11 protein-coding genes, 1 pseudogene and 1 riboswitch are annotated in these 15791 nt (G+C 64.6%); of the genes and pseudogenes, 7 read left to right on the top strand and 5 right to left on the bottom strand.

What is annotated here, in order from left to right; genetic code table 11:
* The first annotated feature begins 53 nt into the window (after positions 1-53).
* The 3 genes from TBR22_RS09450 to TBR22_RS09440 all read left to right on the top strand — a co-directional run bounded on the left by TBR22_RS09450 (position 54) and on the right by TBR22_RS09440 (position 4718).
* Positions 54-3221: a type I restriction endonuclease subunit R gene (locus tag TBR22_RS09450; protein ID WP_239492726.1), complete on the top strand. Its 3168-nt coding sequence runs from the start codon at positions 54-56 to the stop codon at positions 3219-3221.
* The gene (locus tag TBR22_RS09445; RefSeq protein ID WP_239492725.1) at positions 3218-3883 is read left to right on the top strand and encodes a VRR-NUC domain-containing protein; all 666 of its coding nucleotides are present in this window, start codon (positions 3218-3220) and stop codon (positions 3881-3883) included. The genes TBR22_RS09450 and TBR22_RS09445 overlap by 4 nt, the downstream gene beginning before the upstream one ends.
* Before the next feature lie 59 nt (positions 3884-3942).
* Positions 3943-4079: riboswitch (SAM-I-IV-variant riboswitch) on the top strand.
* A 207-nt stretch (positions 4080-4286) separates the two neighbouring features.
* Positions 4287-4718, top strand: coding sequence for a hypothetical protein (locus TBR22_RS09440; protein ID WP_239492724.1), 432 nt, complete (start codon positions 4287-4289; stop codon positions 4716-4718).
* A gap of 100 nt (positions 4719-4818) precedes the next feature.
* Here TBR22_RS09440 and TBR22_RS09435 read toward each other — a convergent pair whose 3' ends face one another.
* The 3 genes and pseudogenes from TBR22_RS09435 to TBR22_RS09430 form a co-directional block, all read right to left on the bottom strand.
* Positions 4819-6900 (bottom strand): BACON domain-containing protein, encoded by a 2082-nt coding sequence (locus tag TBR22_RS09435; protein WP_239493485.1) that lies wholly within the window; start codon positions 6898-6900, stop codon positions 4819-4821.
* 384 nt (positions 6901-7284) lie between these two features.
* Positions 7285-8127, bottom strand: a pseudogene (locus tag TBR22_RS26930) (lamin tail domain-containing protein); the annotation flags it as partial.
* Between the two features lie 390 nt (positions 8128-8517).
* Positions 8518-10029, bottom strand: coding sequence for a hypothetical protein (locus TBR22_RS09430; RefSeq protein ID WP_239492723.1), 1512 nt, complete (start codon positions 10027-10029; stop codon positions 8518-8520).
* Positions 10030-10763: 734 nt separating this feature from the next.
* Here TBR22_RS09430 and TBR22_RS09425 point away from each other — a divergent pair.
* From TBR22_RS09425 to TBR22_RS09410, 4 genes are all read left to right on the top strand, one after another.
* Positions 10764-10955, top strand: coding sequence for a hypothetical protein (locus TBR22_RS09425; RefSeq protein WP_239492722.1), 192 nt, complete (start codon positions 10764-10766; stop codon positions 10953-10955).
* A 649-nt stretch (positions 10956-11604) separates the two neighbouring features.
* Positions 11605-11907: a hypothetical protein gene (locus TBR22_RS09420; protein WP_239492721.1), complete on the top strand. Its 303-nt coding sequence runs from the start codon at positions 11605-11607 to the stop codon at positions 11905-11907.
* A gap of 250 nt (positions 11908-12157) precedes the next feature.
* The gene (locus TBR22_RS09415; RefSeq protein ID WP_239492720.1) at positions 12158-13135 is read left to right on the top strand and encodes a hypothetical protein; all 978 of its coding nucleotides are present in this window, start codon (positions 12158-12160) and stop codon (positions 13133-13135) included.
* Positions 13136-13488: 353 nt separating this feature from the next.
* Complete coding sequence (locus TBR22_RS09410; RefSeq protein ID WP_239492719.1) at positions 13489-14040, top strand: hypothetical protein; 552 nt, start codon at positions 13489-13491, stop codon at positions 14038-14040.
* On the opposite strand, the gene TBR22_RS09405 is transcribed toward TBR22_RS09410, so the two are convergent.
* Positions 14037-14603 (bottom strand): recombinase family protein, encoded by a 567-nt coding sequence (locus TBR22_RS09405; RefSeq protein WP_239492718.1) that lies wholly within the window; start codon positions 14601-14603, stop codon positions 14037-14039. The genes TBR22_RS09410 and TBR22_RS09405 overlap by 4 nt on opposite strands.
* Positions 14604-14967: 364 nt before the next feature.
* On the bottom strand, positions 14968-15717 hold the full coding sequence (locus TBR22_RS09400; protein WP_239492717.1) for a hypothetical protein: 750 nt from the start codon (positions 15715-15717) through the stop codon (positions 14968-14970).
* Positions 15718-15791: the final 74 nt, after the last annotated feature.

Here is a 15791-nt window from a genome sequence, read left to right as displayed (position 1 = left end):
CCCCAACGTGTCCATCGAGTACTAGCCAGGGGTAGACTCCCGTCCAGCATCCAATGAGCCCATCGAACTTCGCGGAGTCGCAGGTCGAGGACGCCACTCTGGAGTGGCTGGAGGCGCTTGGCTATGCGCGCCTCTACGGCCCCGACATCCTCCCGAGTGGGGCATGTCCAGAGCGCACCTCGGACGACTGCCGCGACGTGCTGCTCCTGGGTAGGGTGCGTGCGGCACTGGCCAGGCTGAATCCCTCCCTTCCCAGCGAGGCCCTCGACGAGGCCCTCCGCAAGTTGCAGAGGGTCGCAGCCGCCACCCTCCTTGAGCGGAATCGCATCGTCCACCGATTCCTGGTGGATGGCATCCCCGTCGAGTACCGCAGGCAGGACGGGTCGATCGCCGGGGCGCAGGCCGCCCTCATCGACTTTACGAATCCAGCGAGGAACGACTTCCTCGCGGTAAACCAGTTCACCGTGGTGGAGGGGCACCACAACCGCCGCCCGGATGTCGTGGTGTTCGTGAACGGCCTCCCGCTGGCCGTCCTCGAGCTGAAGAACGCCGCCGACACCAAGGCCGACGTGTGGCAGGCCTTCAAGCAACTCCAGACGTACCAGCTCCAGATCCCGACCCTGTTCTCGACGAACGCGGTGATGGTGGCGTCGGACGGACACGAGGCCCGCATCGGGACGGTTGGCGCTGGCAAGGAGTGGTTCAAGCCCTGGAAGACCGTCGACGGCGTGGTGGATGGCCCAGCGGGCATCTCCCAGCTTCAAGTCCTACTCCAGGGCGTGTTCGAGCCCGCCCGCTTCCTCACCCTCGTCCGCCACTTCCTCGTGTTCGAGGATTCCGGCGCCGGGAAGCTGGTGAAGAAGATGGCAGGCTACCACCAGTTCCATGCGGTGAACACCGCGCTGGCGGAGACCCTCCGTGCAGTTGCCCCACCTGCCGTCACGCCCGTCACTGCTGTCACTGGCGTGGCCGAGGCGCGGGGCCGCTACGGGACGGCGCAGAGCGGGGGCGATGTCGGCGACCGCCGCGTCGGTGTCGTGTGGCACACGCAGGGCTCGGGCAAGTCCCTGACGATGGCGTTCTACGCGGGCCGGGTGATCGTCGAGAAGGCTATGGAGAACCCAACCCTCGTCGTCCTCACCGACCGCAACGACCTCGACGACCAGTTGTTCGGGACGTTCGCGGCGTGCCAGGAGTTGCTCCGGCAGCCGCCCGTGCAGGCCGCTGATCGCCGCGACCTACGCGAGAAGCTGAAGGTCGCGGGCGGTGGGGTCGTCTTCACCACCATCCAGAAGTTCCTCCCCGACGAGCGTGGCGACAAGCACCCCCTCCTCTCCGACCGCCGCAACATCGTCGTTATCGCCGACGAGGCCCACCGCTCCCAGTACGACTTCATCGACGGGTTCGCGGCGCACATGCGCCACGCGCTCCCGAACGCCTCCTTCATCGGCTTCACCGGCACGCCGATCGAGCAGACGGACGCCAACACGCGGGCCGTGTTCGGCGACTACATCTCCGTCTACGACATCCAGAAGGCCGTCGCCGATGGCGCGACCGTCCCCATCTATTACGAGAGCCGCCTGGCGAAGCTCGCCCTGCGCGAGGAAGAGAAGCCGCACCTCGACGCCAACTTCGAGGAGGTGGCCGAGGGCGAGGAGGTCGAGCGGAAGGAGAAGCTGAAGTCCCGGTGGGCGCAACTGGAGGCCCTGGCGGGCTCGGAGAGGCGGCTGAAGCTCATCGCCGCCGACCTCGTCGAGCACTTCGAGAAGCGCACCGAGGCGATGCAGGGCAAGGGCATGGTCGTGTGCATGAGCCGTCGGATCTGCGTGGCCCTGTACAACGAGATCGTCGCGCTCCGCCCCGAGTGGCACTCCGACGACGATGAGAAGGGGCAGCTCAAGGTGGTGATGACGGGTTCGGCCACCGACAGCCTGGAGTTCCAGCCGCATATCCGCAGCAAGGCCCGGCGCGAGGCGCTTGCCCTGCGCTTCCGCAACGCCGCCGACCCGTTCCGCCTGGTCATCGTGCGCGACATGTGGCTCACCGGCTTCGACTGCCCGAGCCTGCATACGCTCTACGCCGATAAGCCGATGCGCGGGCACGGCCTCATGCAGGCCATTGCCCGCGTGAACCGGGTTTTCAAGGACAAGCCGGGTGGGCTGGTGGTGGACTATCTGGGGCTCGCGGACGAGCTGAAGAAGGCACTGGCCACTTACACGCAGGGGGGAGGCGGGGGCGAGCCCACGATCGACAAGGCCCGCGCCGTCGCTCTCCTGCTGGAGAAGCACGAGGTGTGCGTCGCCATGTTCCACGGCTTCGACTGGAGCGTGTGGAAGACGGGCAAGCCGGCCGAGCGCCTCAACCTCCTGACCGCCGCGCAGGACCACATCCTCGGCCTGGAGAAGGGCAAGGAGCGCTACTTGCAGGCCGTGAAGGAGCTCTCGGTCGCATTCGCGCTGGCCGTGCCGGACGAGGCTGCCATCGCCATCCGCGAAGACGTGGACTTCTTCCAGTCCGTCCGCGCCGTCATCCTCAAGAAGGTCAAGGGCGAGCAGAAGTCCGACGAGGAACTCGACTCCGCCGTGCGCCAGATCGTCTCCCAGGCGCTGGTGGCCGACCAGGTCGTGGACATCTTCCAGGCCGCGGGATTGAAGAAGCCGGACATCTCCATCCTCTCCGATGAGTTCCTCGCGGATGTGCGCAAGATGCCGCACAAGAACGTTGCCGTGGAGCTACTGCGGAAGCTCCTGGCCGGGGAAATCAAGACGCGAGGCAAGCGCAACGTGGTGATGGGCCGCTCCTTCGCCGACATGCTGGAGGCGGCGATTCGTAAGTACCAGAACCGGGCCATCCACACCGCCGAAGTGATCGAGGAACTGATCCGCCTGGCCAAGGAGATGCGCGAGGCGACCGCGCGGGGAGAGCAGCTCGGGCTGAACGACGACGAGGTGGCGTTCTACGACGCCCTGGGCACGAGCGACAGCGCGGTGCAGGTGATGGGCGACGACGCGCTGAAGACCATCGCGCGGGAGCTGACCGACATCCTGCGGAAGAACGTCACCATCGACTGGACGCTGCGCGAGAACGTCCGCGCGAACCTCCGCGTGCTGGTGAAGCGGGTGCTCCGCAAGTACGGGTATCCCCCGGACAAGCAGGACGCGGCGGTGAAGACGGTGCTAGAGCAAGCCGAGACCCTCTCGGCGGAGTGGGTGACGGCATGACGGATGACAGGTGGACGCCGCCCTCGTGGCGCGATGAGGGGCCTGGTAGCGGACAGCACGACATCCCGCTGGTCGCGCATCCTTACTCAGAGTTGCAGACTCGGGAATTCTGGATCGCGTGCTGCACAGAGTGGCACGAGCGCGGGAGGACCGACGCCGAGATCCTGGGCGCCTGGAAGAGACTCGCAGACCCCGAAGAGCGGAAGTTCATCGTGCTTTGGGGAGACCAGCCCGAATACGGCTGGCCTGAAGCGACGGTCGCTATGGCCATGATCGACGAGGGCTTTACGTGCTGGACCGGCGTACAGTTCTTCCCCAGGAACGGAGGCATCGTCGGCTCCGAGCGTCAGGCACGCGTCACCGCCCAGGCGCTCGCCCTGTTCCATGACTCCGGCCATCGATTGCCGCCCGATTACTACCGACGCCTGAACGCGAAGCAGGAGATGCGCAACCCGGACCTCGTGTGCTTCAACCCAAAAACCCGCGAGTGGCGGTTCATCGAGTGCAAGCACAAGGACCGGATTGACCCGAAGCAGTTGAACGCACTCGCCTTCCTGCATGACCTCACCGGGGCGCGCGTGGAAGTGCGCCGTGTCGTTCGGCCGGGCGGCAAGGTGAAGAAGTCCGTTGCTGGGACGGGGCGCTATCGCCTGGCGCCATAGCCCTCTTCCGTTATGACAGCCTTACCCCTTGCGACCTTCCTGAGGGGCGCGTAGTCTCCCAATAGCATTCCGAGTGGAGTCGCGTCACCCGCGATTCCCGGCAACCTGGGACGGACAGCCCAAGGTGCCTGCTTCGCCAGCAACACGGCGAAGCGATGTGGCGGCGCTCCTAGCGCCTGCAACGAAACGGTCCGTGCGCGATGGACTCGCGTACTCCGGGATGCCTCAGGCACTGCGGTGCCAGAAGGGCGAGTCCCAGCAGTTCTAGGTTCCCATCAGTCACAGTTCAACACTCTTGCCGCCCCGCGGATGTCGTCGTGCGCCCACTCGGCAGCAGACGCGGATTCGCGAGGTCAAACACCGGCATTCGATGGAGTGCCGCTCGAAAGAGGGGGTAAGGACCATGGCAACCAACCGTCTAGGGGGTGAGTTCGAGAGCGCGATTCGAGCGATGCGCGTGCTGCGGAAACAGAAGCTCCAGGAGGTCTCGCAGATCGAGCAGAACATTGCCAACTTCGAGGGAATGCTCCAGGGGATGCCTGAGGTGCAGGCCAAGCTCGCGGCCCTAGGGAATACCGATAACCGCTATGAGGGCATGAGCATCCCCAAGGCGGCGGCCCAGTTTCTGCTCGAAGCCAAAGGAGAACCGGCCACGACCAAGGAGATCGCAGCGGCACTGCTCAGCGGCGGGATTCAGACTGGGAGCAAGAACTTCGACGCGACCTTCTATACGCTTTTGCGGGAGAGCACGCGGCCGAGGTTCCGGCGCACACCCGATGGCCGCGGCTGGTGGCTGAAGGACTCGGACCTGCCAAACGGGAACTGGGGGGCTTGAGGGAACGCCACCTCCGCCCCCCAAGACCCGCAGCAAGCCTCACTAAGCCAAGGGTGCGTAGGGGAGGCCGAGCGCAGCCACTCGGCCTCCTCAACTCGCCTCACCGCAGCCGGGTCGCGATTGCGTTGGTGCCGGCAGCTAGCGGCACTCCTTCTGCATCCGAGTACATGGCCCGCTCGACCACGATCTGGGGCACCGTCGCACCTTCCGTTGCGCCGAGCGCCTCTACTATGACTCCGAACCGCTTCCCTTCGACCTGTGTACCAAAGTCCGGGCCTATCGCGGCGTTCATGCGTGACTGCGGCAGCAGGGGATAAATCTTCTCCAGTTTTTGGCCGTTCTCAAAGCAGAGCGTCACCTTCGCCCTGCCGGCGTACGATGACGTGTTGGCCACAAGCACGTAGGTCTGAGTATTCCTCAGTCCTCCTACTTCCCCTTCAGCCAACGCCCAGGCGATGCCGGTTTCAATCGCGCCGCTCGAGTTGTGAGCCTCGTGCCATGTATTGCCGTCGCCGGGCCACCACATCGCCCTTTCGACAACCAGTCCGACGCCGTTGGTGGACTCCACGGTCGTCGAGAGCGCGACATTCTCCAACGGGTAGCCTGGTACTCCGGGGATCGTGTCGTAGTCGACCCAAATCCCTGAACGCGAATTGGCGGGCGCCGTCATCGTCTTCGCGTACGTCGTGCCGTTCGCAAGCAGGTATGTGACTCGCACGTCCGCCGCCGTGTCAGACGGATTCGCGATCAACACGAACTGATCGAAGAAGGGCCCGGTGTTGCCCTCTGCCAGGAACCACCGGATTGCTGGCGTAGTCACGCCCATGCTCTCGTGCCCGGCGTTGAACGTCCGCCCCTGGTTGGAACGGTACATGGCTCGCTCGACGATGATCGGAGTGCCGTCCTGAGTCTCGATGACGGCACTCACCTCTTCTGCCGCGAGGGCCCGGCCCAGTCCGGGGAACTCCTCCACATTCACCCAGATGTTCGTCCTGGAGAGCGCCGGCAACAGGTACACCTTTTCCAACGGCGGCCCGGAACCCCGCAGGTAGCGCACCCTGGCCGTTGTTGCGGTATTTCCTGGGTTCTGCAGCAGGTAGAACAGCGAAAAACCGCTATGGGTGGCGCCCTCGGCCAGGTACCAGGTACGAGACGGGTTTGCCGTGGCCGTCTCCGCGTGGGATCCGTATCCACCGCCCCATGACATCGTTCGATCCACCACGAGCGGTACCGTCGAACGCACCTGTGTCGAGAACTCCGCCGATTCGAGCCCGGGCACTTGCCTTGGCCAGAGCGTGGCTCGCGTCCCGGCAGCCAGGGTCATCGTCTGGGTGATGGGTGCCGCGCCACTGCGGAAGTACCCAATCGCGATCGTGGCTGTCGTCGTCCCCGGATTGAGGAGCGCCAACTGCGTATCGAAGAACGTACCCGTCGCCCCTTCGGCCAGGTAGCTGTCGTACGTGGGGGCAGCATCCTGGTTGACTACGATTGTACTTCCCGCCACGGTCAAGGTGCCGGACCTGGAAAGAACACCCTGATTGGGGTCTGCGGTGATCGTGAGCAGTTGCGAACCCGACCCTGCTGCTGGAGACACCGTCAACCATGACCGATTGCTGACGGCAGTCCACGAGGCGTCCGCATGTGATGCAGTCAGGAGAACTCGGGACACGGCGCCGTCTCCTCCGACTGACATCGAAGTGGAAGACAGCGAGTACGTTGCCGCCGCGCCCGGCTGTGTGACCAGAATCGATCGCCCGCCGACGGTGACGACGGCTGCCCTCTGAAGGGTACTGGCAGCATTCGAGCTGGCCGTGAGGCTCACCGAACCACTCCCAACGCCGTTCAATGGGGCGACGGATACCCATGGTGCACTGCTTACGGCACTCCATGCGGCATCAGTCCGGTTCGCTGCCACTGTGATCGACTGGGTGCCACCGTCCACGGGCGCCATCCAAGTGGACGGAGACACGGTGATCGACGGCGCTGGAAGCGGACAACTGTACAGGTCGACGTCATCGACCGTGAAATTGGAGAACCCGTTGGTGGTGCCCGTATACCTGAAGGCGACGTTGTGGACAGCGCCATCCGCGTACGGGGTGACGTCAACTTCCCAGGAGATGTACGTTGACGACGGCGTCGAGAGCTCCGTGATCGTCTGGACTACGGCACCGTCCACGAGCACCGTCAAGGTGTCGGTGTACGGGTCCGAGACAGAGCCATTGCGAAGGTAGAAGCGGAGGGACAGGCTGCTCGATCTCGGGAGCACCATGTTCTGTGAGACCGTTGACACCTCAGGCTGCGAGGCGCCGCCGAACCACGCCCATCCCCCGCCAGTCCTTGGCGGTGCGGTCCCCCCGCCGGTGCCGCACCCGCTTGTGGGGCCACACAACGGGGTCGTGAACACCTGAGACGATTGGGTCCATGCCGGCCAGGGCGCGCCCGCCTCGAACCCACCATCCGTGACACCGCCTGCGACTGTCGAGCAGGTCGCACTGGCAGCGCCATCTTGATTGATCGAAACCGCGGTGCCAGCCACCAGAAGCACACCTGCTCGAGCGGAGGTAGAGGCATTCGCAGGCGTTGAGAACGACACAGTGGCGCTTCCTGAACCGACGGACGCACTGGTCAAGGAAATCCAGTTGGCCTCCGAGGCGGCAGTCCATGCACAACCAGCCTGCGTGGTAACGAACACGCTGCCGGCACCTCCCGCTGCCGTTCCGTACAGACTCGTGGGCGACACCGAGTAGGTGCAAGTCGGCGGAGGTGGTGTGACCCCGCAACTCCATGCGCTAGCTTGGCTGTTCAGCGGAACCGGCTGGCCGGAGTAGAAGTCGAAGTAGTTGTCGTCAGTGTCTACGCACCCTCCGCCACGCCGAAAGGCGGCGCTGTAGCCCATGGATCGGGTGTAAGGGTCTCCCTCAGCGAACTCAGTCGAGAAGCCATACCCGAAGAGGTCGCTGACTTTATCGAGAGACGTCATCAAATAGAGCGAGCCCCCTGACGTTGAGAGGTCGATCGAGCCGGTAGCATCCGGTGTGGGAAGCGGCCGAGGCTGAGAGATCGAACCGTTCAACTTGATCAGGTAGTACTTGCCAGGACCGATAGAACCGGAAAGGCGAAGGGTGCTCGGAAAACTTGAGGAGAACCGAAAGTACCTAAGCTCCCAACCGGAAAGGCTGACAGACGAATACCCGTTGTTGTGCAGCTCGACGTAGTCGTTGCTCCATCCAGACCCTGTCAGCCATCCGCCATCGGCGTATACCTGGCTGATGACTACCTGAGCCCTCGAGTGAGACGCGAACGATACGAAAGAGGCGAGCAAGAAGGCAAGCCGGAGGACCTTGACAAGAACATCCTGAACTGTGCGGCTCACGTTGGTTCCTGTCAGATGTCGCCCTGAAGCAAACATCTGAATCGACATTGGCAGGTCGAAGAAGGATGCAGTGACGGCAGGGCCCACATGCACGGCTCCTCGACTGACTGGCGGTGACCTCGCGTAGAGCGCGAGTGCTCGATCGTGGAGAAAAACATGCTCACCGCGCGGATCTGTGTCCGCGCTCAGGAGGGAGCCTGAGCCTATCGAAATGTGTCTCGCCGTGCAACCGCTGCTCGTGGCATCGGGAAGGAGCATGTGACGGTGTCAGATCCAAACGCGCAGCCGCCGCGCTGTGCTATTGAGTTTGGAATAGCGGTACGCCCGTAAAGGCACTAAGGTTAGAAGCGATAGGAGATCGAGTGGCGGCGGCGCCCAACCGCCGCCCCTCTGTGCGACATCGTGTGACGGTAGCTACGACCAGCTCTAGTCGACGCCCTCGGTCGCCAACTGGCGGTAGCCGATCAGGACGAACCTGGTATTGCGGTTGCGGTCAAAGGTGACGTCGATGCCCTCCTCGGCGAGCGCCGGAACAAGCCTGCGCATCAGGTCACCAAGCCCACTCGGCGCGTTCGGCAGGCCACCAACCTCGGTCTTGACCAGGTAGGTGAGCAGGTCCGACATCGTGCCCTTCCACTCCTTACCACCCGCGCTGTGAGCGCTGTCCACGAGGCAGATGAGCGCCGCAAGCAAGCCGTCGTACTCGTGGAGGGCGCGGCGCGCTGCGTTCCGGCGCACCTCGGTCATGAGGTTGATGAAGGTTCCCGGCGGCCAGCCAAGCGAGGGCTCGGCGTTGTGAACCCACACCGCGGAGTCCGCGAGCCTCGGCAGCCCCGTCGGCTCGGGGAGGTGACGACGAGAGAGGGAGCAAGCCACAGCATCGTAGAGCGCACCGAGGATGAGAGGCCGCACGGCGCCGAAGTCGCGCCACAGTTCATCCTCGGACCTCCTGACCTTGATCGGCTGCAACTCGATCGGGATCGTGCGCTCCAGCAGGTCCGGCCGCCTGGCGAGGCTGATGATGCCGTTGAGAACCATGGGGCGGCTGTATTCCAGCACCATCTCCTTGGCGTCGTGATACAGGGCACGCCCGCTCCAGCCGCCGCCCGTCGAGATGCGGCAGAGGGCATCGGACATTTGAGGGCTGATCTGGCTCATGTTGTCGAACGACAACAGGTATGCGTTGTGCGCGGCAATTGCCAAGTCGCGGTCGTTGGACGGAGCCGAACGCGCCGTGGCGAGGCTGGGGTCGATCAGGGCACGAATCACGCGGGCGAGCGTCGTCTTGGAAGCGCCCTGGGGCCCGGTGATCTCCAGGATCGGATATGGGCCACTCGGCCGGCAGCACGCCACGAGGAAGCCCACCAGCCGCTGAAAGTGGTCGTGGCTGGCGTTGACGAAGGGACGAAGCAGTTCCAGCGACCCGCCCGGCGCAGGCGTCGGCAACGCGGCCATCGCCGAAGGCCGGCGGAACATCAGCGTCGCACTAGGCACCACCGTCCAGCCGGAGGCGGTGATCTGCACGGCGCGACCGACTTCGTCACCCAGATCCACCTCCACTACATGGCTGTTCTCCCGGGAGCCGAGGCGGAGGAACAGGTCCCTTTCCTCGCCACCGAACCTCGCCTTCCCGGAGAGCGCACGCACGGCCACGTCGAGCGCGTGCGCACTCGGCGGAACGCCGTACGTGGCGTAGAACCGCTGCCCCAGCCAGTCGCCCACCTCGTCCGAGGTGACGGCAAGCACCCTGCTGCCCTCGCCCACCGGGACCATGGCGTACGACTGCTTCCTGGTGCTGTGGAACAGCATCATCCCGCTCGTGTCCGCCAGTTCCATGAGACGCGCAAGCTGGTCCGGCCCGTCCCGGCCGTCACTGCCGTCACTTGCCCGCTGCAGCCCCACCATCTGGTGCGGCGTGCCCTGATTGGCTTCCGTCATTGTTCCCTTCGATGCGTTCGCGCGTGCCCGCTTTTGCACGCCGACGGCAAGGTTTACCTTGTCGCAATACCTAGTCTACAGCTAGTTCGCGAGACGAACACGATCAGAATCGATTAAGTTCAATTTTTTCTGACGCTTGGCTCCCTATTGACAGGCTGAGAACGCCGCATTTCAGCCCCTTCGACTAGGTTGACGCGGGGCTCAGCTTTCAGCTTGCCGGGGCAAGGGGAGAGCGGTCCGTGGGCATGGGGTTGGCGGCGGGTACGATCGATCGCCCGCAGCCTGGCAGCAGGACGACGCGGCGAGTCACCTCACCAACGCCTAGCCATAGCTAGTTTCTGGTGGCTGCCCGCTAGACACGATCGCCGGGCCGATGAAGACCCGCCCTCGCCTCACTCCGTGGACGGGGCGCAGCGATGGGTCCGCTGGAGAGATGCTGGTGGAGGGGCGGCTGCAAAGCGCCGTGGCGCGGGAGATGGGCCGGTCGCGGGTGACGGTCAAGAAGTGCCCCCCGCAAGTGGCTTGGCGTGCCGCCCAGCGGGCGCCGACGCCGCGCTTCGCGCCGCTCGTGTCGCGCTACCTTATTGGGCCGGGTTTCTGGCGGCCTGCCGTGCACGAGGACTAGGGCGGCGTGGCCCCGGGCAAGGCCGTGCGCCTGCAGCCGCTGACGTCGAACCCGCGGCCGACTCGTTTGAAGGCGATCAACACGGCGCCGCTGGCGAAGCTCGATGGCCGTGTCGACGCGCATCGTCTGCACCATCGCCATCGCGGAGCGCCTCGCCGAGGAAGCCGGCCAGCTATGGGCCATCGACGTGCCCGTTTGTCGCAGAGGCGCCGACGACGCTCAGCATCTCGCCGCGGTGGCGCTCGCGGACATGATTCTGCCGGCCACGTCCCGCGCCATTGGTGGCGCACACGCGCGCTGAAGCAGACGGGGATGGCGCGCCACTCTGAAGCCCTCGCGCGGCAGTCGCACGCGTCACCCATGTTTTCTGGCGTAAGGCCCACGCAGCTCTGCCCTCCAGGCGCGGACTGGAGCGACCTTGTCCCCGGCCACGGCGACCGTCACCAGGCGAAGGAGCATTCTTCGCGGCGAGTATCCCTACTGCCACGCTTGATTGGTTCGCATGCTAGATTCATTGCGTCTAGGGCCAGAGCTACAAGGCACCCACAGACTTGCTCTGTGTCGGTGTCCCTACTCACGAGGAGTGTTTAGCGATGCGGTTCATTTGGTCTCGTCTTGGGAGTTCCTTTGCCAGATGCCTGCCGTCGTCAGTTGGCTCTATCGCTCTGGGCCTTACGTTGGCCTCCCTGCCATCCATGGCGTCAGCATCTCCCCTGTCGCCGTGCGTTTACGACAAGTACAGACGCCCGACTTTTTGCACATTCCCAGTAACGCTCACGCTCTCGGCGGATGATGCACTCGCGGGCGTCGGGCTTTCGATCGAGCTAGCTCCCACGTTGGTCTTTCCCGCGCCCACACAGGTGTTTGCGCTCGGTCCGGTGACGGCGTACGGGTGGCTTAGAGGGCAGCCAACGCTGGGGACATTGGCACCTGGGCTCAATAGCCCCATCATGGTCTCGATCTTTCGGCCAAGCGACCCGACCGTCCGTGCCGAGTACCAGATTCCGCTGGATCCGGCGAACGCCCTGAAGTTTGCTCAGCTACGCGGTGCGGCCCATTTCCTGCTGACCAAGCCCGACGACTTCGGCTATCCGTACTTTGGCGGCCCCTTCTTGGCGCTTGACGCGAACGGCGACTACCAGCTGAGGGGAAACTTCCACATCACTGCATACGTAGCGGAGCCGGCGACAATCGCGTTACTTCTGCCAGCAGCGGCCGTTCTCTGGAGACGGCGACGCCGGATTGACCGATAGCGGACTGGTGCTTGAGTAGCTGGGCTGGTGGGCCGGCTCATGCCGCTGTGGAGCGTCCGTCGAGATGGCCGCAAACAAGGGCGTGGGTGGTGGACCAGGCACATAGGTCGGGCACGCTCGCGTCACTGCAGGGGTCACGCCCCTTCGCACCCCTGCGATTTTCCTGGCGGCAATTAACACCAGCCCGGGGTGGGGGTGCTGGCGGGGGGCGGGGGGGAGGAGTTGCGCATTCTGCGCCAACGGAGGATCTGTGGGCGAGCGTCCTGAAGCCAAGTCGGCATTGCTACATCAAGACTACTCGGCGCGGATACCTTTCAGGTTGCTGCAGGGCACAGAGATCGCGCTCGACACCGAGCACGTCTTCAGTTTCGATGGAAAGCCCGCAAGACTTGGCCGCCGTGGCGACTGGTACATCCTTCGCGTCGATGGGTGCCTTGGTCAGCCCGAGGGCGAGCGGCTACGCGAGAAGCTCACCGCCGTGTTGCAGGTTGCAGCAGCGAGTCTCCATTGGCCACTGCAGCTCGAACGCAGTGTAGGGCATATCGCCTGGTCACCTGATCCGGAACGGAGCGCAGAACATCTGGGCTTCACTGAACCCGTTCATGGACTCGGTGATGGATACCTACCATCGGTCTTTCCCACTGACCGGGAGCCGCGGTGGATCTACATGGGGGACGTGACCGCCACCGTTCGTCGCAACCCCGCCAGCCTCTCCGCGGAGATGGCGGCTCGATGCTCTCTAGCTAGTGTCGACCTGGAGCTACAGCTAGCACTCGACTTCTACTTCTCGCACTTCACCCTCGGCACAAGAACCGCTCGCCTGATTGCGCTGGTGATCTGCTTGGAGACGCTGCGAGACGAGTCGCCCAACCCGCCAGTGGTCGGCGAACTGGTCGAGCGTTGGCAGAGAGAGGCCAAGGCGAGCGCCGATTCGGCAGGCGAGCCGGAGGTAGTGCACGCACTGAACCAGCTTGCGCAGAGTGTTGGCTACCTGAAGCAGACCTCCCTGACCCGCCAGATCAAGTCCCTCGTAGGCAAGGCTTACGCGTCTGGGCCCAGCAGTGAACAGGAGGAGGCGGTCAGGGCGGCGGGAGACTGCTACCGAATCCGAAGCCTGATTGCGCATGGCAGCGCGGTCAGCGATGAGAGTGTGCGCCAGGCTGTGTCGGCACTAGAGGAGCTAGTCCCGCGCGTCCTTCTGCATCGCGCCACTGCCCCGTCTCAGTAATGGACTGTTTTCTGAGACGCTCCATTGACCGGGCCGACCGCGGGGATCGCCGTGCGTTTCCAGGCGAAAGTGAGCGGGTCGGCGGCAGGGTTTGTTGAGACACCTCGGTCCACGCGGTCTGCTAGGGTGGTAGGCGAGCACGGGCATCAATGCAGGGCGCCGCGCTAGCCCTCGCCGCTGCGGGCCTCGTGCCGGATTCGGAGGTCAGGTTGTTGCTCTTGCGGTTCCGCAGCATGGTGGCCGTTGCAGTCCCGCTTGTCTTGCTGGCCGTAGGTTGCCTAGCCGGGTCTGGCTGGATCGCGTGGGCCGCATCCGGGCCTGAGCGTTGGTCGGCCGTTGCTGGTCTTTTAGCCGTGACCACCGCTTCCATCGCCGCGCTGGTCACCATGGAGACCGTCGCCATACACCGTGACCAGATGCAGCCAGCGGTTCACGTCGTCCTGGACACCTACTCTAGGTATGGCCTTTCTGTTCTTCGGTTGGTGAACACGGGCGGCGGGGTGGCTCGCAACGTGAGAGTCGAGTGGCGGGTACCACTCGTGGTGGCAGGCAAACCAGCCGACCGACTGTTCTGCCAGCCTGTCCCGGCAATCCTTCCTGGCCGCGACACGCACGTTCTAGTCGGTGCAAGCCACAGCGTGGTTACTGGGAACAGCGACCGCGCGGTCAGCGGCACCACGTTCTGGGAGGACAGCTCGGGCCAGCAGCACGTCCAAACGTTCCAGATCGACACGGAGGTACTGCTAAGGGCGCTTTCGTACGACAACGAGGAGGTCAGGACAGGCTACGAACTCCAGAAGATCCCCGGCGTGCTGAAGAGCCTCAAGGTGGAACTCGTCAGGATTCGGCAAGTGCTGGAGGAACGCGAGGCAGCGGCCCCCAGCCGAGAACCCGATTCGCCCTAGGCAGCGACTAGCAGCCGATGAGCCGTCGCCGCCGACACCCCCAGTCGCTTGGCAGCATCGCGTACGCTCAGCCCCGCTAGCTCCGCCCGCTGGCTCTCAGTCAGCCGCTGCCTCTTCGGCCTCCCCAACCGCCTCCCCTGCGCCTTCGCCCTAGCTAGCCCCGCCTTCACCCTCTCCGCGATCCGCGCCCGCTCGAACTCGGCCATCGCCGAGAGGATGTGGAGTTGGAGACGTCCTGCTGGCGTCGAGGTGTCGATGCCCTCCCCCAGGGTGACGAAGGCGATGCCGAGGGCCTGCAGTTCATCGAGGAACAGGACGAGATGGCGGAGGTTGCGCCCGAGGCGATCGAGCCTCCACACCACCAGGACATCGAACCTCCGCCGCTTGGCGTCCTTCAGGAGCGCATCGAGGGAGGGGCGGGACTCCTTCGCCCCGCTGACCCCGTGATCGACGTACTCCCTCGCCTGCCACTGGCGGTGGGAGACGTAGGAGCGAAGCTCGCGCAGTTGGTTCTCGGGTTCCTGATCGAGGGTGGAGACACGGGCGTACAGGGCAGCGCGCATGGGGGATGGAGGTGGGAGGTGTGACCCGGAGGTCACGAGTGGGTGGTGACAGGGTGTGGTGACAGGGTGACGGCAGTGACGGCGCGGCCCTGGCTAGCAACCGCCCTCGCGAGAATCTTGGGAGTCCAGGACGTTCCTATCGAGGGCGGGAGGAAGGACGTGACTACCGCACTAGGGAGATGGAGAGAGGGAGGATGTCGCGGGAGCCGTGCGCATCACCCCCTTCCCTGCCGTCATCGCCGTCACGCCGTCACGTCCAAGGCGTCCATCCGGTCCACCTCGCCTGCCCTGCTCTCCCCTGCATCACTTCTTCCACAACAAGGTAAAAGGGCTGGACGAGACGGACGGCAAGGACTCCTGCACTTCACTGCAGCGAGGGCGCCCCCTCGTCCTCCTCGCGCTCGGCCAGCCTGGTCCGCGCAAGGCACGAGCGGCACGGGTCGTCCGGCTTGCACTCCGGCTGTCCCTCACAGGCGAACGAGGCGAACGTCTGCATCATGTCGTCCCACGTCGCGTCTTCGAGTTCCTCCCGTCGATCCTCCAGCCGACGACGAGCAAGGCGCAGGCGATGCTGGAGTCGTGCGATGACACGAGATGACGGCTTCTCCTTCTCCCGTTCATGGCGCAGGCTGGCGCGAAGTTCTCCAACGCGAAGTTCCGCCTCCATCACATCCGTCCGTGCCAGGTCGAATGCATACCCACCGGGGAGCGACTGGCCCGTGTGGGCTACGGCGGCCTGAGTTGCCGCGAGTCGAGCCCGAGCGACCTCGACCTTCTTCCACAGGCGCAGCAGGCGAACGTGTTCGCGGGTCAGACGGTACAACGCCGGGAAGGGCCGTACCCCGTTGGGCGCAGCCGCCTTCATCACGCCCGTGTTGGAGCGGATCCAGTGGTTCAGGTCGAAGAGGCGATCAGCGTAGGAGACGTGCGGGTCGAAGGCGTAGTGGGGCTTGCGAGGCTTCATGATCACTCCGGTGGAGAAGCCGAAATCCTTCTCCAAGATTTCTCCACGGACCCGCCGTTTCTGGGCCCGTGGAGCTGGTTGCCGTAGTGATGCAGGCAGCGAAAGAAGCCCGATTCTATTGGCCTCAACTCGCCACAAGTCGTTTGCCATCAACACTTTGACGCGGGTTCGACTCCCGCCGCCTCCACCATTCGACTCGCCCACCGTCTCGCCTCCGGCGAGCC

The organism is Luteitalea sp. TBR-22 (genome assembly GCF_016865485.1).
Taxonomy (GTDB): domain Bacteria; phylum Acidobacteriota; class Vicinamibacteria; order Vicinamibacterales; family Vicinamibacteraceae; genus Luteitalea.
Note: the sequence above shows the minus strand (reverse complement) of the source record. Positions and strands in the feature narration are given on the sequence as shown.